The organism is Edaphobacter sp. FHG110511_03 (assembly GCF_059115365.1).
In genome coordinates, this window is record NZ_JBZYWL010000002.1 from 472,134 (window position 1) to 491,925 (window position 19,792).

Here is a 19,792-nt window from a genome sequence, read left to right on the forward strand (position 1 = left end):
CTTCTTTGAGATCGTCCAAGGCTTCTTGAAAAGGAAATTGGAATCCCACTCCGTAGATGTTCGAGTGAAGAAGGGCGCGACACCGGCTTCTAGTTCAAGCCAGTGCTCGATGGGAGTGCATTCCGCCGCCAGGTTGGCGCAAAGGTTGCTGCTCCGCCGCTGAAGTTCCAGTTCGTCGATGCTCCGACTTCAAGGAGGGCTTTCTCGTCGTCAGCGTCCCTTGACATTTCGATTGTGGGCAAGACTTTCTTGCCGCTTGCTGTCTGCCCATTGGCAGAAACGCAGAGGGATAGAAGCATGTGCGCTCCAACGAGCGCGAACACGCGTGTACGCATGGGAGTCTCCTATTCGGTTCTGTGCTGATTCGATCCGCGAAAAGCGGAACTCAGTGAGCTAGGAGGGAGCTTGCGTGGCGGTCGGAAGATGGCCATAGGAGGCGCGGAAGCCGGCCGGGTAGGTTCTGTCGAAAGGCTTGCAATCGTGGCGTCCGATGGCGTCAGAGTCGGTTGGACATTCGGTAGTCCGTGGAATCCGCAGCAGGAGCAAATTACATTACAGGTATCAGGTGCGACCGGATGGGAATGCTGAGCTGTTAACCGTTGCGTGGCCGTAAGCACGAGCGAGATTCCGTCACAGATATCGCACTGCGGAGGCTTCGCGGCAAGCCAGAAGAGCAACACACAGAGATGACGCGATCGCGGGTACCGGCTGGATGAAGCAACATACTCCCCGGCGTTGATCTCTGTCGACCTGATCGTCCTGAGCAAAACCATTCCATGTCGATCTCTCCCTCCGTTTGAAGATGGAGACCCAATGTTTCGTGATCGTGGACGGGAACCTCGCAACGTTGGTGATGGTGCTTCTCTATTACCAGGCCGGTCCATAGTGAATGTACGCAATCCAAAACCGGACTCCTGGGGAATGGAGACACCATGCTTGAACCAACGCGGATATAAAAACGTTTAGCCCCAGGAAATATAGGATCGCGTTGCAAGTTTTCAGGGGTGTGGAGATCCTCCCTCACCCAATGTTTTCTCTGTTGATTCAATCTGTGTTGTTTCATAGTTCGTCCCAGCAACTTTTTTTGCTAATAAATCCGCAAGAATCCACCATACCCGGCAACAATCTCTTTCTCGATGGTCGCCTTCTTCACTATCTCTAAAGAAGGTAGTGACTATGAGATTCACAGAGCGTATCGTCGATGCATTCATTACGCCGCGCGGCCAACACTTACAAGACCTAGTGAAGGCCCAAGGCATGACACAGCAACCTTATTTCACGCAGACGAAGGTGTGAGCGAGAAGGCCCGTGATGGGATTCGTTCGGCAATAGCAGCCTCCCGCTAATTCACTGCGGATCATCGATAGCGTGGTTTCTTGCCCTGGCAAACAATAATATGGTCGGTTTCCTGTTTGAGCCGACCAACAGACCTCTCTTTGTTGGAGGGCATGGCCAACCCGTTAGCCATGACAGTTTCCTCAATTATCCAGATGCAATCAAAAGGAGAACGAACATGACAACCCAAACCCAAGTTCAAGTACGTGAATTTCCAGTGCACTATGGCACTGCCAAGATTGACAACCTGGATGTCTTTTATCGCGATGCTGGCCCGAAAGATGCACCGGTAATTCTTTTGCTTCACGGCTTCCCGACTTCATCGAATATGTTCCGCAATTTGATTCCGCGTCTGTCACAGTCTTTCCGCGTGATCGCGCCGGACTATCCCGGTTTTGGAATGAGCAGCATGCCCGATCACAAGGATTTTGCTTACACCTTTGAGAACCTGATGAATGTCGTTGATGGCTTAGTCAATCAACTCAATCTGAAGAAGTATTCGATGTACGTGATGGATTACGGTGCCCCGATTGGCTACCGACTCGCCTTACGACACGCTGAGCGGGTGCAGGCGCTGATTATTCAGAACGGAAATGCTTACGATGAAGGGCTTCTGGCTTTCTGGGACCCGATCAAAAAATACTGGAACGAACCGTCTCAGGAAAATCGTCAGGCCATTCACTTCCTCACAGAACCAAAGGCTACAAAGTGGCAATACGAGAATGGGGTGAGCGATACGAGCTTGCTTGACCCGAACACCTGGACCCTTGACCAGCTCGGAATGGACCGACCAGGCAATGACGAAATCCAACTGGATCTGTTCTACGACTACCGGACGAATCTTCCGCTCTATCCATCCTTCCAGGAATTCTTTCGCAAATACCAGCCTCCGACCCTGATCGTGTGGGGGAAGAATGACTACATCTTTCCGGCAGAGGGTGCTCCACCCTACAGTCGCGACCTCAAGAACATAGAGACGCATATGCTTGACACAGGACACTTCGCACTCGAGACACATTGTGCTGAGATTGCGGAGCGCATCGAGGAATTCCTCAAGAAGAACAACATTGCACGCAGGTAGAGGCACGCGAACGGGAGCGCGCCGGCACGATGTCGGCCGCTCTATCTTTCGGTATAGGTAGGAAAGAACCCAAATTGGAGACACACTATGGTGGCGACTGAACACTACGACATCGTCGTGCTTGGCAGCGGAGAAGCCGGCAAATATCTTTCCTGGCATATGGCCGCCATTGGAAAGAAAACCGTCATGATTGAACGCCGATATATCGGTGGGTCGTGTCCGAACATTGCCTGTTTGCCCAGCAAGAATGTAGTCCAAAGTGCAAAGGTCGCATCCTACGCTTACCGCGCCACCGAGTTCGGTGTGTCTGCCGGTACGCCTTCAATTGACATGACGGCTGTGCGTGCCCGAAAGCGAGGGATGGTTGAAGATCTTCGTAAAATCCACCTGGCAAGGTTCGAAAAAAATGGAACCGAGATAGCGATCGGCGAAGGACGCTTTGTTGGCGAGCGAACGATCGAGATCTCCTTTCCGGATGGGACGATCCGGCGTGTGCAGGGCGATGCGGTTATTGTCAGCACCGGATCGCGGGCAAAGCTTGATGAAATACCTGGACTCGCTGAGGCTCAACCACTCACTCATATCGAAGCACTTGAGCTTGATATCGTCCCCTCACACCTCGTTGTCCTGGGTGGCGGATACATCTCTCTTGAATTCGCTCAAGCCATGAGAAGGTTTGGCAGTCGTGTCACAGTGGTCGAACGGAACAGTCGCATCCTTCATCACGAAGATACTGATGTCTCCGACGCTATAGGAGAACTCTTCACTGATGAAGGGATTGAAGTCATAACGGGAGCGCATGTCGATTTAGTAACAGGAAGATCCGGTGACGCAGTGAAGATCGCATTTGAGAAAGATGGCAAAACGGTATCGCTCGAAGGATCTCATCTGCTCGTTGCTACTGGAAGAACACCGAACACTTCTGACATTGGCCTGAATCTGGCTGGAATCGAAACGACCCACGACGGTTTCGTCAAAGTGAATGAACGCCTCGAAACGACGGCTTCTCGTACCTGGGCCGTCGGTGATTGCGCAGGAAGTCCATTTTTCACACACATCGCCTTTGATGATTTTCGGATCGTACGTGATAACTACGAGGGGAAAACTCGCGTAACCACGGGCCGCCAAGTACCGTTTTGCCTCTTCATCGATCCGGAGTTGGCACGGATCGGTCTGACGGAAGCACAAGCAAAGGTGCAGGGCACGTCCTATCGGCTGGCTAAGATTCCGATGACATCTATTCAACGAACGCACACTCTTTCCGAGACACGCGGTTTCCTGAAGGCTCTCATCAGCACAACGGATGATTCGATCCTCGGATTCACGGGATTTGGGCCAGAAGTCGGAGAACTTCTCGCTCCTGTCCAACTCGCAATGGCCAACAATCTGCCGTTCAACTCATTGCGCGATCTGATCATTACACATCCGACAATGACGGAAGGTCTGGGGCCACTATTTAGTTCTGAAATTCAGACAGTCATCGTAAAGCCATCGCATTCCGACAATCATCCATAGAGTTGGGGGGTGGTGTTGTGCGTCTGAAATAAACAACGCATTGCAAGCCAACCCGCTGCGCGAGGAAGTATGCGGAAAAAGATGGTTACGGACAATCGGATTACACCTCTCATAAATCGCCGGAGCTTCGTGCAAGGATTGGCGATCGGCGGAGCGACGGCAGCCCTCAACTAGCGCGGGGCTCCTGTCTTCGGTGAGACACAGGCTGGGACACCGGAAACTCTCGTCATAGTCTGTAGCTGAGGCCAGGTACCGCATGCCAATAAGACTCCGTGATGTAGCTATCCAAGATAGGTCTCAAACGCCCTGGTACACGAGCGCAACAAAGTCAGCCGGGTTTTGGAATAGGCGGCCCCATACTGCGTCATATTGCGCGCCAGGTTTATCCGCGACCACTTCAGGCAAGGACTTACCCTGTTTCTTGAGCGCTGCAATTTTGTCACGCATCTCAACCAATACGTCTCGGAATAGAATCAGATCGGCTTTGTCCCCCACAGCTCCGTGTCCGGGAATGACGATTGTTTTGTCCGTCACTTTTGCGATGTTCGCTTCTGCCGCGCGTATCTGGCCATCGATGCTGCCTCCTGTCCCATAGTCGATAAAGGGGTAATCACGGTTCCAAAAGGTGTCTCCGGTGTGAAGAATGTCGGCTTCAGAAAAATACACGGAGATGTCGGAGTCCGTGTGAGCAGGCGAGTAATGCTTAAGCATCAGAGTCGTGTTGTTGGCATACAGAGTGTGTTCCTCTTTGAAGACTGTGGAAGGAATCGCACCCGCCGGCGCGACCGGGAAAGTGTACCGCCAGTTCCCGTCGACGCGCGTGGCTTGGGAAAGATGTTTGCTCGTGTTCTCATGCGCCAGGATGCTGCCTCCGGCCTCATGGACCCATTCGTTGCCACCAGTGTGGTCGAAGTGCCAGTGAGTGTTGATCAATTGTTTGATGGGATCGGTGTTGATGCTTGCGATTGCCTTTTCGACGTTCGGACGGGCGGTGACGATTTCGGCATCTATGAGCAGCTTTCCATCAGGGCCGGAAAGAACGGCGATATTTCCACCAGCGCCCAAGAGGACACTGATATTGCGGCGAAGGTTTTGAACCGTGACTTTCGCTGTGGCGGCTTCTTTGAACGCTCCTACAACAATGCCTTCTGTCTCGGCCATCAAGTAACTGGGAGCAAGCCAACCTGCGGCGAAGGCCAAACCTCCGGCAGCGAGAAACTTACGGCGTGAAATGTTGAGTAACGCGTCTGGAGTCATCCTAAGGTCCTCCTATTGCTCCATGAATTTCCATTGACCTCATTCTTTTCCAACCCTACTTCCTGGCCTTTGGCTTCGGTTCCAATTTCCCCGTCGGACTTGCTCTCGCAAAAATACAAACCGCATGTTTCCGTACGTTTGCTGAACAATATCCCTGATATTACTCTGGAAACCTTAGCTAATGCTCCCGGCCCCTTCCTTCGAGCTCTGCCGGTTGGCGTCGGATCCGGCGAATGGCGATGAAACAATTAGTAACCTTTTCTAGCAGGCCGATGGCATCTGAGCGAGATCGGTGATGGCAAAGAGTGAATTACAGAAACAGGGGGATAGGATGAGCGACTCGCAAACCTGGCTTAAGAAACGATTAAAAACGATCCTGTTGGCGACGGACCTTCATCAAAATTCGAAGCTTGCTTTGAGCTATGCTGCGAACCTTGCGCATTTTTTCGGCAGCAAACTCCGCAGCCTATACGTGTTTGAATATGGTCCCTACGGCCAATCAGTGGAAGCCATTGATCAGGTGCCCAGCAACGATCGCAAGGTCGCTCAAGAGTCCTTAGATAAATTCGTCGCAGAGGCAGGATACTCCGATCTTCTCTCAGAGGTTGTTGTCGAAGAAACCTTTGTCACCATTGCGATCATTAAGGTTTTGGTGGAGCGTGATGTTGACCTTCTGGTGATCGGAACAGAAGGGTTGCACACAGGCATAAATCATTTGTTGCTCGGATCGAATACGGAAGCGTTAATGCTTGGTTCTCAAAAGCTGATCCTCACTGTTGGGCCACAGGTTCCAGAAGTACTCGAACGAGATATTCACTTCAAGAGAGTGATCTATATCTCAGACTTCAGCATTGCCTCCACTGCTGCGGCTACCTATGCGCTCGCATTGGGCGAGGCGTTCGGTGTGAAAACTGAGATCTACCAGCTCGCCTCGAAGGCAGCTATTCAAGATCCCCCCATGCTCAAGCGGGCGGCGGCACTGTATAGCAATCTTCTTCGATTTGCCGACCCCCATCTACCAACGACATGGTATGACGTGGACTTCCAGCTTTCAAAGATCGTTTCAGAAGACGAGTTGAGAGCGATCACATCCGAACCCTCCAACCTCATCGTTCTCGGTGTTCAGCCAGCATCCTTCTTGCAACGTCATTTGCGTACGAGCCTCGCATATCGTCTTCTGGCTGGTGCCAGATCTCCAGTCTTGACCGTTCCTGCGAACTCGGCAGTCATCGACATCGAAGGTGTCCGATAGAGAGGCGCCGCTTACCGTTCGTACCGGAAACATCATGTCGCTATGTTCGAAGGTTCTTACCTCAGGTCAGGACAAGAGCCGCACCCACCAAATACACATAGGTCAGCGGTCTCGACTACGCCCCCTTCTCCAAGCTGAAAGTGAGTCCGCTCCTACGCTTCGCGGCGATTCTGCGAATTGCAAGTAACCGCGTCTTTGAACCAATGCTGGTATTCGCTCTTCAGGTCCGGCGCTAGGAAGTTCTATGGGAACCGAACCCAGCGCATGATCGCGGACGGATCCACGCCTACGCCGCGTTCCGGCATGATCTCCGCCAGATCCCGGTAGCTTATCCCATACTTGCACTACCAGCGAACGCACACCAAGATGATATCCACAGCGAAACGCGGCGCTTGAAACATAAACAAGGGTCATCACCAAACGAACTCCAGACTACGACATGCCCGCTAATCCGACAGAGCCGATCAGGATAGGGGCTGAGTCGAACGGAGCTTCAGTACCTGTTCGATGAGATCTACAGCGCGGTCTGGTCCGTCCAACTGCTGGATAGCTCTCTGCAAGACCTGGGCCGCTTCACGGTATCTGGCTTCTTGAAGCACGAGTATGACTGCTTTGCGAAGCCGGGCCGGGTTTAGCCTGTGCCGTGAAACCACCACGCATGCTCCGCTTGCCTTGAGCCTCGCCGCCACCCCGGGTTGGTCGTTGCCGAGGGGCACAGCCACCATCGGCACTCCCTCGGACAGCGACTCGAGGACCGTGTTCAGGCCGGCATGTGTGATCACCAGCGTGGCCCGCTTCAGAATCTCCAGTTGGGGAGCAAATCGCACCACCAGCGGATCGCCGGCCAGCTTTCCCAGTCTTGCCGGATCGAGTCCACCACCCAGCGAAATCAACAATTGTGCGCCGAGTCCGGCACAGGCATCTGTGATCGTCCTGAAGATGGCTTCCGAACCGTTCTGGAGAGTGCCCAGCGATGCGTAAATTAGTGGGCGTCCGTCGAGGAGGTCCCAGGGAAAGTCGACGGCAGGACGCTGTTGAGCGTGTAAGAACGGCCCGGTATAGTGAAGCCCCGCTGGTTTTTTGCCGCGGATTTCGAACTCCAGTGCCTCAGGCAACTGAGTAATTTGCGCCAGAGACGATAACCCTTCCTCGGGACGCGCGAGGGGCTTCAGCCCCCATGCGCTACGCTGCTGGTTCACTTCCCTGAAGATGGGGGTTGCGATCCGCAAAAGCAAGTGAATTGCAAGGCGGTTCCGCCAACGACTGAGACGATCCTGTCCCGCCGCCCAGCCGAACCAGAAGGGCGGAAACCGGTCGTCGGGGAGCAAGGGAGGAATCAAAGCGATGGAGATCCAGGGCAGGCCTAAATGGTCTGCCACATTTCCAGCAAACTCCGCCTCGTCGACCAGCAGCGCTTCTACGTTGGCTTTCCGTACCGCGTCCGGCCCGTCGCGCAGGCTCATCCGCATCGAATTTCTTACCCGCTCCAACGTGAACCGAAAGGTGGCGATCCCCCTTAACCGCGCCAATTGCTCGTCCAGCTTCTTGAGGGTACCGGGTGGATAGTCTTCGGCGCCGATCCGATGAAACTCGATACCCGCGGCACGCACACCTGCCTCGGTGTCCGCAATCCCGAAGATCACTACCTCATGGCCTCTCAGTTGTAAGGAATGCGCCAGCGCGGTCATCGGATTGAGATGACCGGTTCCCGGAAAACAAAATGCCCCAAATCTTGCCATCGCTCTCTTCAATGATTCATTGATTTCAGGTGCTACTAGAAACTGCTAAGGAAGCGCCGCGCCGCATCTCCGTTTTTGGCACGAGCAGTTTGCCACACGATCGCAACGGCAAGATACCACAGCGAGCACTGGGCGAATGGTTCCTCTGTGAGATCGGCTAATCGTGCCTCAGCGCATCCACGGGTGAGAGTTGCCCTGCGCGCCACGCCGGAAGCGCTCCGGCAATCAGCCCGGCGAACACCGCGATTCCCACTGCCTCAGCAAGAAGTGGCCAGTGGAGTGACGCCGAAACGAGACTTGCGGTCCGAGGCAAGGTCGCCAGCACCCGCAGAGCACACCACCCGAAAGCGATACCGAGAAATCCTCCTCCCAGGCCAAGCGTGACTGCTTCAATCTCAATGTGAGCCAGCACCTGCCATCGGTTCCAACCCAGAGCGCGCAGGATGCCGATCTCCCGCGTGCGCTCGAAAACCGACATCGCCATGGTGTTGGCGATTCCCAGTATGCCGATGAGGAGGGCAAGCGAAGACGTACCCCAGGCGGAAGCGTGGGCCAACTTCACAAACTGATTGTCGCTAGCGCGTTCCGCCGCGGGAACAGCGCGCATTCCCGGCAGAGCAGCTTCAATCTCAGCCTGCGCGCGCTTCAAGTACTGTTCCGAAGTTTCTCCGCGGGGCGCTGGGCGCAGCCGCACATCAATCGTCGAAGCCTTGCCTTGCAGGCTGCTTAGCTGTTGCAACTGATCCAGAGGCATGACAACCGCGGCCGCCTGAAGCGTTGAAGCGCCGTGATAAATGGCAGTTATCGTGAATGGCGTGCCCTGAATTTCAAGAATGTCGCCGGGGGACTTCTTCAGATCCTGAGCGAGCATATCGCCGAGCATGACTTCCGCACGGCCGTCGCGAAACCGTCGCCCTGCAAGAATCTGCAGAGAATTGAACTGAAATGCATCGCCCTTCCAGCCGTATACCAGCGCGTTCACGTCCGGTGTCAGGTCCATCAGGTTAAAGATCGTGGGCGACGCCTGCGCCACATCGGGCAAATCCCTGAGCTTTGCCGTCGTCGATTCGTCCAGCGAAGTGTTCAGAAAGGTCCCCTGAATCACGGCGATGTCAGTGCCGCTACTGGAGTAAATACGCATCCACTGTTGTTCGAACGCGCTCGAAAAGCCCACCAAGCCTACAAACGCCCCCACCGCCATTCCGATTCCAGCCAGCGTGAGCAGAGTCCTCAGCCTCCGGCGCCGCAGGTTCTTCAAAACGAATCCCGTGAACGACAATGATTTGGCCATGAAGTTGGAATGTGTCCTTTGTCTTCGCGCTGAAGAAAATTGAGCTGCCAGTTTGTCGCGATGATATTCGATGCGCCCATTCAGAATAAGAGGTTCAAGGCGTTATTTACAATTTTTGATCTGCGGCCGTCAGATGCCCTCCGCTATCGCCGCGTAGATTCGTACTCACGCAAGCTCTGTGCGGCAGGGGGGCGCGCGCCTAGCCTAATCGTCGTCGAATGGCGCGATGGGTTGCGTCCGGTTGTCGACCTTGAGTAAGTTATCGTCCTGCCCCCCGAAGAGACAATTAGCTCGACACCGCTCGCGGGCTATAATGAGCGGTAGCGCAGCCCGTCGCATAGGTACCCAGCGGTCATGATTCGCCGGCCTTCTTATTGTTCGCGGACTAAGGCCGGTTTTGAAATGGATAACGAAGAGCTCATTCTAGTTACGGGTGCAACGGGCTTCCTCGGAGTCCAGTTAGTGCGCGAACTTCTGGAGCGGAAGCCGAACGCCAGACTGGCGCTGCTCATCCGCGACAGAGCCGGGCAATCGGCTCAGCAGCGCGTTGATTCGTTCATTCCTTTAGCAGAGCGGTCGCGCGTTCAGGTATTTTCTGGCGACGTCAGCCAGCCTAATTGTGGGCTGGATCCTACCGCCTACGGACGCCTTTCGGCTGAAACAACCCGAGTAATTCACTCCGCTGCCACAGTACGCTTCGATCATTCGCTCGGCGAGGCCCGTCGCATCAACGTCGAGGGCACCCGGCATATTCTTGATTTTGCGGGCGGCGCGCGTCAGCTTCAAAGCTTTGCTTACGTCGGCACAGCCTATGTGGCCGGCGAGCGCTCGGACGTGGTGCGCGAAGACGAGCTTGCCGTGGGCCAGAGCTATCGCAACACCTACGAACAAACCAAGGCCGAGGCTGAGGCCCTTGTACAATCGCGTCTCGGTGCACTTCCCGGCGTGATACTACGTCCCAGCATCATCGTGGGTGACTCCAGAACCGGCGTCACCTCCAGCTTCAAGATGATGTACTGGCCGCTGAAGATCTACGCACGACGCCTTTGGCGCACCGTCCCTGGCTATCCTGACGCAATACTCGACATTGTGCCAGTCGATTTTGTCGCCAGTTCCGTCGCGCAACTCCTCTTCGATGAAGCAGCCTTGGGCTGTACAGTTCATCTCTGTGCTGGACCGCGCGCCAGTGCGTCGATCCAGCAAGTTGCCCATCGGGCGATGGAGTATTTCAACGGTCCCGAGCCGCGTTTCGTTGATCCTAGATTCTTCTTCGCCGTGGTGCGGCCGCTTCTGTTTCTCTCATTGTGGGGACGCAAACGTCGTGTGCTCCGCGACGGCCGCGCCTACAGGGACTACTTCACCATGCGCATGCAGTTTGACACAAGCAATGCGGAACGTCTTCTGCAGCCTGCCGGGGTGAGTCCGCCCCCGGTACTCGATTATCTCGACCGCCTTTTCCATTATTGTGTGGCCAGCGAGTGGGGCCGCAAGCCGGACTCTGCGCAATGAGTATTATCCAGCGCTATCAGCTCGCGCGGAACCGTGGAGTCACAGTCGCTAATCTTGTGGATGAGTTGGTTCGTCGAAAAGGGAATTGCGAAGTCGCGGTATACGAAAGCGGCGTCTTTCATCTTTCCGATCTGCACGCAAAAATTTGCTCCATCGATGCTTTTCTGCGTCAGGCCATCGCGCTTCACCCGGGCCAGCCTGTTGGCATCTATCGCAGTAACAATCGGGAATGCTTCCATTGGTTTCTTGCCATTATCCGCGCGGGAGGCATCGCTGTTCCGCTGAATCCGCAACTCTCCCTCGCCGAAGTGCGCCGGATTCTCGCCGATAGCGGCACAGAGATTCTCGTTACCGACAGACTAGTATTTGAACGGACCATCGGCGATCGCCAGGCCCTTGATGTTCGCACTTGGATACAGGCAGATGACGAGAAGGAGACGCTCGACGGATTCTTGCGCGTCTCCGAGACTTATGTGGCGTCACCGCCAGTCACCATCGATCCGGCGGCAACGGTTGCCATCTTTCATACATCCGGTACCAGTGGATTTCCCAAGGGCGCAGCCTTGTCGAGCAACGCATTGCTTGGGGCGCGCGTGTCCACGGTACTCTCTGGGATATTTTTGGGCCCGCGGGACCTTGCGCTCGTAGCGTTGCCCTGGTCACACATCATGGCTGTGAGCATTGCTCTGTACGGCCTGATGGCGGGTATCCGGGGATGTTTTCTCGATCGCTTCGATGTCGATGCAGCGCTGGACCTTGTTGAGCGCTTCCGCATCACCGCCTTTGTTGGCGTACCCACTATGTTTGCCCGCCTGGTCAACAGCAACCCCGCACCTGCACGCTTGGCGAGTGTGCGTGTTTGGCTCTCGGCCAGCGACCACCTTCCCTCTGACGTTCGACTGCGTCTGCGTCAGTTTGGAGCCTTATTTCGGCTGCTGGGTGGTTGGCGTATCCCACCCGTTCTACTGAACGGCTACGGCATGGTGGAGTTGGGTGGCCTCGCGATGATGGGCATCGAGTTGCCGTTGCTGCACGGGAGCGGAGACCTGTGTCTCCCCGTGCCGCCGTTTCGCATCCGCCTCGTCGATGAGAATGGCCAGACCGTGCCAGCGGGTGTAGTGGGCGAATGCCAGATTCGTCGTCGTGGTCTCGCTCCGCACTATTGGAAGGACAAGGACGATGCTCAAGGCCTTCTTAGCGGGGACGGCTGGTTGCGTACCGGTGACCTGGCCACGCGCAATCGCCTTGGACTTATCCGCCTTGTGGGGCGCACAAAGGATGTGATCAAGTCGGGCGGCTACTCAGTGTACGTTCGCGAACTAGAAGAAGCAATGCTGGCGCACCCTGCTGTGGCCCGCGCAGTTGCATTCGGCCTGCGTCACCAGGAGAAGGGTGAGATCCCGGTGGCCGCAGTTGAATTGCAGCCAGGCTTCTCTTCCGAAGAAATTGATCTGCTGAATTGGTGCCGCAGCAATCTCGCGGCGTATAAGGCGCCGCGGCGCATCTGGATTCTCACCCCTGGCGGCCTGCCGCAGAATCACAGCGGCAAGTATCTTCGACGGGTGCTGCAGGAGCGATTTTCAGAGCTGATGGACTGAAGCCGCCGTTGCTGGCCTCACCCATTGCTCGATTCTTTCGCATAGTGCAACGGTGTCAGATTGTTACTGGAATCTCTTCGGGGGTTGCGGCCATCACCATCTCGCGAATCGAATCAACGACGAGTCCGGGCTCATCGAGATGGATCCAGTGCGCGCTGGCCGACGCAATCACCTGACGCACATTGTCTCCGATCCGGTCGAGACATAGGTCGGAGAGAGGGGTCGACTTTCCGGGCGTCAGCAGCAGTACCGGGATCTCGCGAATGGGATCGGCGTCCTCCATCTCACGAACTGTTTCTGGGACTGCTTCCACATGGCGTTGCATTCCGGCGTAGTAGCTCGGCCGCGACCAATGTGCGGCGACAATGGGCCACACCTCCCTGGGCATCTTGCCCACTTCTTCCGTGACCCGTTGCAGAACATGCTGCCCCCCGACCCCTGCGGCACCTGCCAAACGCCCCGAGATCCGGCCCGAACGGCATAGAAGAGAGGTTACGGCGAGTCGAGCCAGTCCAAAGTGCGCAATCGGAATCGCGTAACCAGAGAGTTTCTTGCCTCGATCGATCATGGCTTGCTTGTCTGGATTGAGTGGCGGCCATTCCTCGCAGCGCATTGGATCAATCAGGACAACGCCTGCGACATCTTCCGGATAGGTGGCCGCGTATCGGCGCATCACCAACCCACCGAAGGAATGTCCCACAAGGATGTAAGGCGGCTTGATACCGGCGGAGTGCAGCATGGTGTGCAGTTCAGCTGCGATGTTTCCCGGCGTGCGCACAGTGGAGGATGGGCTGCTCCAGCCAAGGCCGCTGCGATCATACGACGCCGTGGAAGTGAAGCAAGAAACAGTTTCCTGTATGTGATGCCAGTTCAAGTTGGTGGCCGCGATGCCGGCCTCGAAGAGCACGGCGGGTCCGCCCGATCCCTTCTCGACCACATAAAGCCTTCGCCCTCGCTCGATTTCCACCCAACGACCCGCACCGGTATACCGCCTTCGGTCAAGACTGCCGCCGATGCATTGATAGAGAAATCCCGCGACGGGCAACGCCGCAACGGCAGTCGAAAATACGAATAGAAGGGTCAATGGTGATCCTCGAATTGGCTGATCTGCTCGGGACTAAAGTCCCTGATGTTGAGATTTGCTTTTGCGCTTCCGCGTTCGACGATCAAGAGGGTCGATCCGGGGCGGCTATGTATCTTCACTTCCACCTGCCTGGCTGACCATACTCCGTCCGATCGGCTCAAACCGAGGTATGTGAATTCCTTCACGATTCCGCCATCTTTCAGCGTCTTTTCCACATAGATTGGGTAGCCGATGGTGTGGTCGAGCCACGTTTGGACCGCGGCATAGTGCGAATGGTCCAATGCTCCTGGTGTACTCTTCAATACATCGCAATCGCGAGCGCCAAATCTGGCAATCTTAAGAATCGTCTGACCCTGCCAGTAATACTCCGGCTGGAGAAAGTCCTCATAGTTGAAGTCGCTGCTGACTACACTCTCGCTCCACTTGCTAGGAGGCAACGAGACTGGCGCTGACTCGTGTGGACGGAAAGTTCGGATCGTGTTCTGGCCGTTGGGCCGCATTTCAAGCAAGACACTGACGCGCGCATCCTGGCGCATTTCCCGCGCCGGCGTCCGAGGCGGGACAATCTCGACGAGCACGCGCAGAACGCCTGGAAACCAGTGCGCCTTGAGGGTAATGGAATTGCTGACACGATTCCCACTTGCATCTACCCGTACCAAGTGTCCGGTGGCGCGAAAATCCGTAGTCTCAATGCGCTGTCGCGCGGCGGCATTCACCGCTCGTGCATCCGCTGCGTGCGCAGTGGTGGCAATGAGCAGCATTGCCGCAGCCCCCACAGAGGCGAGTCTCATGGCACGATCCTTCCATCATGGATGCGGATGTGACGCGGCGCAGAGTTCGCAATCTCGTCCTCGTGCGTGATGACAATCAGAGTCATGCCACGGGTTTTCTGAATGCCAGTGAGGATCTCCATAATTCGCGAGGAGTTCGTGCTGTCGAGATTCCCAGTAGGCTCATCTGCCAACAGGATCAACGGGTTATTGGCTAGCGCCCGAGCAATCGCTACGCGTTGCCGTTCTCCCGCGGAAAGCTCATTCGGATGCTGGCGCATTCGGTGCTCCAGCCCCACTTCACGCAACAGTGTCTCGGCACGCTCCTCGCGATTGCCGGCGCCATTTCGCGTAGCGAGCATGGGGGCCTGCACGTTTTCGACAGCACACAAGGTGGGCAGTAGGTAGAAAGCCTGGAAAATGAATCCAACATGATGGCAGCGATACGTGTCGAGGCTTATAGAAGAGCCCAGAGGCGCACCGCGGAACAGGACATCGCCTCTGGTGGGGGTATCGAGCCCGCCGAGCAGGTGGAGCAGGGTAGATTTACCACTACCGCTGTGTCCGCTAATGGCAACGAATTCGCCAGCGTTGATGGAGAGATCGACGCCACGGAGAGCCTCGATTCGTCCTTCGTCGTAGTCCTTGCACAGGCTGCGCACTTCCAGAATGGGACCAGTCATGGCGTAGCGCCTAAACCCGGGAAAGGCGGGCGCCGCGCCAGGCTGGAAACGCTCCGACAGTCAGCCCGGCCAAAATGGCAATGCCGAGCAATTCGTCTTCCAATGCGCGATAAAGGCCCATAAGACCAACAAATGCACCGATTGACGTACTGGCCCCGCAGAATTTCACGAGTGCCCGGAGAAGTAGGCTCCCAAAGTCCTTCGAGGCAAGTCGTACTAACGACAATTTAGAGGCCATGCGGTCGAGGTGCGTCCTATCGTGGTTCGAGTTCGCAGAGAACCAAGTGTCAGTTTATCCTGCAACTGCTGCTGTGTTTATTGCTAAATTTGACTTCCAGACTTCACTACGCCTTGATTGCGCGGTTGGTTCCTGGGTCAAGCTAAATACCCGACCAATTCTGCATCAAGGGCGATTTCAATCTGATCCAGTTTACCTCTACCAACTGGATGCGTGGCATTTTTGTCCGGTAACCGTCGCGCTCCCAGAAAAGGTCGGCAGAACCTCGAAGGGGAAGCGTGTCACTCCAACGGGTCGATGCTCTGATTTTGGTTCAGGTGCAAACTTCGCTAGAGTGTGTGAATCGGGAGCGATTGGAGAATTTCTTGATGGGGTCAAGTAGCGAGAACAGCTGCCCAAACGTCAGGATCAGCTACGAGTCTGCCAAGCAAGTTTCGAGTCTTGAACTGTTGCTTCCGAGTCTTCTCTGCAAGCTCAATGCCGCTGATCGTTATCGCCGCCGTTTCAAATCGCTTGAACCCGAGCATCGGCCGAATCCGCTGTTTGATGAGGCGATGCTCCTGATCCATAGCGTTGTTTAGGTACTTGCTAGACCGTATCCCAACACGGCGTGCTATCGTTCCCCCTGATGTCAACTCCGTCCTGGCTCGATGCGAGGCCGCATAAGCATCGAGTGTAATAATCCGCGGCGCTCCGTGCTTCTTCATCGCCTTGCTGAAAAGCGCTCGCTGCCGCAATATCGCATCGTTCACTCAACAGGAAGTAAACACAATCGCGTTTCCCATTACTAATCCTCTCTGAGCTTCTTAATTCGTTCCTTGGTGAGTGATTGGCTGGTAAATCATACAGCGAAGTCTTCGTTAGCCGCATCCCTCGATTGCCAAGGGCTTAATGGACAGTTCCCCGCATCTATCGTTACTTAGCTCAAGGCCGAACCCAATAAATATCCCGTTTGACGGGATATCATGAATGTGCCCGATCAACGAAGTCATTTCATTGTTCTCAGACGAACAAAACCGGCGTGGATCTTCCATGGGAATCCCAAGCTCGAACACGGGCCGTGATGCCGCTCGCGGCCGATTCTGGCTGGCGATGTCGGGTTTTGTGATGGCGCTTGCGCTGGTGCCCTTTTCCCACAATGTCGAACAGCGCCTGGAGACAACGGTTCACATCAAGGGCGGAGAGTCCGAGAAAGTCGACCTTGAACTGGCACAGCGTTTCCAGTCGACCTACGCCCACCGCCTGATTCTGGTGATAAGCGGTATTCCTGATCCGGATTCAGCAAGAGGCGCAGATGTATTGGGCTTCTTAACCAGTTCATTGCGAAGTGTGCCTGGAGTGTACGGTGCCGTATCGAGTATCGATTGGCCAGATCCTCTCTTCACTGGCAACAATGGCGGAGCCTTGATCATCGTCGGGTTGGACCCGCACGATGAATCGGTCGAGGCGTTGGTCCCCAGACTGAGGGCAAGAGCAGACCGGATGGAAGCTCAGCTTCGGTCGCAATATCCCAAAATCAAACTGGAGATCACGGGTGAAACGCCACTGAACTTCGATCTTCGCAAGGTCAGTGCAGATGACGTCAACCATGCCGAGAAACGAGCGCTGCCGGTAACTCTTCTGCTGCTGTTGCTGGCCTTCGGAAGTCTTGTGGCTGCACTATTGCCACTGGGAGTCGGCGTGCTCGCAATTTCGATGGCGTTGGGTGCGGCTGCGCTACTCGCAAACTATCTGCACCTGTCGATTCTGGTGCAGAATCTGGCAACCATGCTCGGCCTTGGTTTGGGTATCGATTATGCGTTGCTGATGGTGAGCCGGTTTCGCGAAGCATTGGCCGAGGGACTTGATCCCGGCCAGGCTGCCGATGTTGCTGCCAGGAAAGCAGGGCGGACGCTGATCATCTCGGCCACGACGGTTGCAATCGGATTTTCAGCGCTTCTGACAGTGCCCATCAGTGAACTACGCTCCATCGGGATAGCTGGCCTGCTCGTAACCGTTTTCAGTGTCATGCTGTGCACCTTCATCTTGCCTTGGATCCTTGGTCTGCTGGGGCATCGCATCAATGCCGTCAGAGTGCCTCTGCCAGCCAGACGGCGCAAAACGCCGCACAACCTACGTCTGGCGAGTGAGCGGTGGGTGCGATGGGGCAGCCTCGTAACCCGCCGCCCCCTCACGGCTCTGCTTGTCGCCGGGATTCCACTACTGATCCTTGCATTCCAGGCTCGCAGAATCTCGCCGGGGCTTCCTGACCATGACTCGCTTCCGGCAGCAGCCGAGTCGGTCCAGGCACTGCATACGCTTCAAGGCATGGGGCGATCGGGTATTGTGGAATCCCTCCGAGTGATCCTGGAGTTGCCGCCCCAGTCTCCGCCGCTCTCGCCGGCAGGCTGGGTTGCCGTCAGCCGCTTGACCGTACACTTTCAGAGTGATCCCAGAGCGCAGGAGGTCTTATCTCTTCCGACCCTCACGGGAATGGCTGACACTGCGGATGCTATCAGGGATGTGCCCGAGCCAATCCGCAAGAGTCTTTTGCGCGGCGATGGGCAAGCTACCTTGATTGAAATTCTGCCAACCGCCAATCTTTCACCCAGCGAACAGATTCGATGGGTCAGAGAGGTGCGATCCTCCGATGTCGCGGCGATAACCGGAGTTCCCGGCGCCATGCTGCGCGTAGGAGGCATTCCCGCACTCAATGCAGACTATGACTCTGTAGTGAAAGAACGCTTGCCCAAGGTGGTCGGTGCAGTCGTATTGGGGAGCTTGCTGGCACTCCTGATCGGGTTACGTTCTTTATTTGCGGCTTTAAAAGCAATTCTGCTCAATCTGCTCTCAGTCGGAGCCTCATTTGGCGCGTTAGTTCTCGTCTTTCAGGAAGGCCACGGCAGCAAACTCTTTGGGCTCGATGGACCGACCGGCACAATATTCCCGATTGTGCCGATTCTATCGTTTGCCATCGTCTTCGGATTGAGCATGGACTATGAGGTCTTCTTGGTCGCCCGAGTCCTCGAAGAACGGAGACGCGGTCTATCCGAGAGAGCGGCGGTGATCGAGGGCCTGGCCCGGACCGCCGGCCTCATCACGAGCGCCGCGGCAATTATGATTGCCGTCTTCACCGCATTCACCCTGGGAGGTTTTCTGGTCATCCAAATGCTGGGCTTTACGCTCGCGGTCGCCGTGTTCATTGATGCCACGGTGGTGCGGATGGTCGTCGGGCCGGCACTATTGCAACTTGCCGGCGACTGGAATTGGTGGCCCTTTGGCTTATATGGAGCAGCCCCAGCAACGCCTGAAGACGAACATGTCCCATGAGAGCGAGCACCGTGGATACTGCGATCGCAGCAGAGCACCTAGCAAAAGCTACTAAGCGATTCGATTTATTTCACTTTCTTTCCCTGAGCGCTGGACCAGCTGATATCAAAGTCCTTTAGTCCAAGCTTTGCCCTTCCCGAGCCCCTTTCGATTACAAGCATCGAGGAGCCGGGCCTGCCCTGCAGATTTGCCTCCACTCGCGACGCAGACCAAATGCCGTCGATCTGTCGCAGCCCGTAGTAAAGGAACTCCTTCTGCCCTCCCGTCCCACGAAGCGTCTTCACCACATGCACAGGGAAAAAGATGCCGCGATCAATCCACGATGTCACCGAATCATAGTAAGTCCGGTCCTGAGCGCCGGACATACTCTTAAGGACAAAGCAATCCCGCGCGCCGTATCTCTCCGGTGCCAGGAGTTCCTGATTCTTCCAGAAGAACCAACTCTCTACCATGTCTTCATAGGAGAAGTCTGTTCCCACGAGTCGGTCGTTCCAACGTTCGAATGGCAAGACGCTGGCGGCTGTCTCGCCAGGAAGTACTGCCTCGATGGTTACGTGCCCGTTCACGCTCATATGCAGAAGAAGGCTCGTCTTCGCGGAGGCAGGCCCCGAGATCTCGCATAGCAGACGCAGGCCATCGGGAAACCAGTGAGCCTTGGCGGCAACCTTGTAGCTCGTGCGCGTGCCATTGCCTTCCACCCGTGTGAGTCGCCCGGTCACGCGGTAATCCAACCTCTCAATACGCTTGCGCGAGCCAGTCAACGTAGCAACCAGGTCAGGATTTGCGCCGAAGGCCCGCGATGGATCCACCAGCGAGAACAGCATGAGCAAAACGATGGACGCTTGAATCGTCCCAAAGGCGTACCTCCCGCATCTGGCCTCGAGATACCGGCCAAACTTGCTGCTGCGAGAAGGCGTTACGACGCGGTGCGGGAAGGTCATAGCTATATATACAGCCAAAGTCCGCAAAGTGCTCGTCCAGGGCATGGGTAGTGATTGGTTTAGAAGCCCGACCGATAAGGGTGCGTCTGGGTTTGAATACAGATGTGTAATGAGGTTTGTCGATCCTTGACAAGGATCTCGATTGGGAGTTTGCTCTGTGATCGCGCTCGGGCTGTAGCTTCGAGAATTA

At 55.7% G+C, this 19,792-nt stretch carries 16 protein-coding genes and 1 pseudogene; 7 read left to right on the plus strand and 10 right to left on the minus strand.

Annotation, left to right across the window (positions count from 1 at the left end; translation table 11 throughout):
* Window positions 1-89: 89 nt before the first annotated feature.
* Window positions 90-335, minus strand: coding sequence for a hypothetical protein (locus tag AC5S26_RS11460; RefSeq protein WP_494185025.1), 246 nt, complete (start codon window positions 333-335; stop codon window positions 90-92).
* 1,061 nt (window positions 336-1,396) lie between these two features.
* On the opposite strand from AC5S26_RS11460, the gene AC5S26_RS11465 reads away from it, so the two are divergent.
* The 3 genes from AC5S26_RS11465 (at window position 1,397) to AC5S26_RS11475 (ending at window position 4,105) form a co-directional block, all read left to right on the plus strand.
* On the plus strand, window positions 1,397-2,416 hold the full coding sequence (locus tag AC5S26_RS11465; protein WP_494185026.1) for an alpha/beta fold hydrolase: 1,020 nt from the start codon (window positions 1,397-1,399) through the stop codon (window positions 2,414-2,416).
* Window positions 2,417-2,503: 87 nt separating this feature from the next.
* Window positions 2,504-3,931, plus strand: a complete 1,428-nt coding sequence (locus tag AC5S26_RS11470) for a dihydrolipoyl dehydrogenase family protein (protein ID WP_494185027.1) — start codon at window positions 2,504-2,506, stop codon at window positions 3,929-3,931.
* An 81-nt stretch (window positions 3,932-4,012) separates the two neighbouring features.
* Window positions 4,013-4,105, plus strand: coding sequence for a twin-arginine translocation signal domain-containing protein (locus AC5S26_RS11475; protein ID WP_494185411.1), 93 nt, complete (start codon window positions 4,013-4,015; stop codon window positions 4,103-4,105).
* A gap of 123 nt (window positions 4,106-4,228) precedes the next feature.
* On the opposite strand, the gene AC5S26_RS11480 is transcribed toward AC5S26_RS11475, so the two are convergent.
* Complete coding sequence (locus tag AC5S26_RS11480) at window positions 4,229-5,188, minus strand: MBL fold metallo-hydrolase (protein ID WP_494185028.1); 960 nt, start codon at window positions 5,186-5,188, stop codon at window positions 4,229-4,231.
* A 295-nt stretch (window positions 5,189-5,483) separates the two neighbouring features.
* Here AC5S26_RS11480 and AC5S26_RS11485 point away from each other — a divergent pair, with 295 nt between their 5' ends.
* Window positions 5,484-6,440, plus strand: a complete 957-nt coding sequence (locus AC5S26_RS11485) for a universal stress protein (protein WP_494185029.1) — start codon at window positions 5,484-5,486, stop codon at window positions 6,438-6,440.
* 251 nt (window positions 6,441-6,691) lie between these two features.
* Here the strand turns inward: AC5S26_RS11485 and AC5S26_RS11490 are convergent.
* From AC5S26_RS11490 to AC5S26_RS11500, 3 genes and pseudogenes are all read right to left on the minus strand, one after another.
* Window positions 6,692-6,841: pseudogene (locus AC5S26_RS11490) on the minus strand (IS6 family transposase); the annotation flags it as partial.
* A gap of 63 nt (window positions 6,842-6,904) precedes the next feature.
* Complete coding sequence (locus tag AC5S26_RS11495; protein ID WP_494185030.1) at window positions 6,905-8,179, minus strand: glycosyltransferase; 1,275 nt, start codon at window positions 8,177-8,179, stop codon at window positions 6,905-6,907.
* A 157-nt stretch (window positions 8,180-8,336) separates the two neighbouring features.
* Window positions 8,337-9,470 (minus strand): ABC transporter permease, encoded by a 1,134-nt coding sequence (locus AC5S26_RS11500; RefSeq protein WP_494185031.1) that lies wholly within the window; start codon window positions 9,468-9,470, stop codon window positions 8,337-8,339.
* 402 nt (window positions 9,471-9,872) lie between these two features.
* Between AC5S26_RS11500 and AC5S26_RS11505 the strand changes: the two genes are divergently transcribed.
* Both AC5S26_RS11505 and AC5S26_RS11510 read left to right on the plus strand, forming a co-directional pair.
* Window positions 9,873-10,979, plus strand: coding sequence for an SDR family oxidoreductase (locus AC5S26_RS11505; RefSeq protein WP_494185032.1), 1,107 nt, complete (start codon window positions 9,873-9,875; stop codon window positions 10,977-10,979).
* Window positions 10,976-12,577 (plus strand): class I adenylate-forming enzyme family protein, encoded by a 1,602-nt coding sequence (locus tag AC5S26_RS11510; RefSeq protein ID WP_494185033.1) that lies wholly within the window; start codon window positions 10,976-10,978, stop codon window positions 12,575-12,577. The genes AC5S26_RS11505 and AC5S26_RS11510 overlap by 4 nt, the downstream gene beginning before the upstream one ends.
* Window positions 12,578-12,632: 55 nt before the next feature.
* On the opposite strand, the gene AC5S26_RS11515 is transcribed toward AC5S26_RS11510, so the two are convergent.
* From AC5S26_RS11515 to AC5S26_RS11530, 4 genes are all read right to left on the minus strand, one after another.
* Complete coding sequence (locus tag AC5S26_RS11515; RefSeq protein ID WP_494185034.1) at window positions 12,633-13,661, minus strand: alpha/beta hydrolase; 1,029 nt, start codon at window positions 13,659-13,661, stop codon at window positions 12,633-12,635.
* Window positions 13,658-14,452, minus strand: coding sequence for an outer membrane lipoprotein-sorting protein (locus AC5S26_RS11520; protein WP_494185035.1), 795 nt, complete (start codon window positions 14,450-14,452; stop codon window positions 13,658-13,660). The genes AC5S26_RS11515 and AC5S26_RS11520 overlap by 4 nt, the downstream gene beginning before the upstream one ends.
* Window positions 14,449-15,114: an ABC transporter ATP-binding protein gene (locus AC5S26_RS11525; RefSeq protein WP_494185036.1), complete on the minus strand. Its 666-nt coding sequence runs from the start codon at window positions 15,112-15,114 to the stop codon at window positions 14,449-14,451. Before AC5S26_RS11525 ends, AC5S26_RS11520 begins: the two co-directional genes overlap by 4 nt.
* A gap of 612 nt (window positions 15,115-15,726) precedes the next feature.
* Complete coding sequence (locus AC5S26_RS11530; protein ID WP_494185037.1) at window positions 15,727-16,104, minus strand: DDE-type integrase/transposase/recombinase; 378 nt, start codon at window positions 16,102-16,104, stop codon at window positions 15,727-15,729.
* A gap of 280 nt (window positions 16,105-16,384) precedes the next feature.
* Between AC5S26_RS11530 and AC5S26_RS11535 the strand changes: the two genes are divergently transcribed.
* Complete coding sequence (locus AC5S26_RS11535) at window positions 16,385-18,661, plus strand: MMPL family transporter (protein ID WP_494185038.1); 2,277 nt, start codon at window positions 16,385-16,387, stop codon at window positions 18,659-18,661.
* A 65-nt stretch (window positions 18,662-18,726) separates the two neighbouring features.
* Here the strand turns inward: AC5S26_RS11535 and AC5S26_RS11540 are convergent, their stop codons facing one another.
* A complete protein-coding gene (locus AC5S26_RS11540) occupies window positions 18,727-19,602 on the minus strand; it encodes an outer membrane lipoprotein-sorting protein (RefSeq protein WP_494185039.1) in 876 nt (291 codons plus the stop codon).
* Window positions 19,603-19,792: the final 190 nt, after the last annotated feature.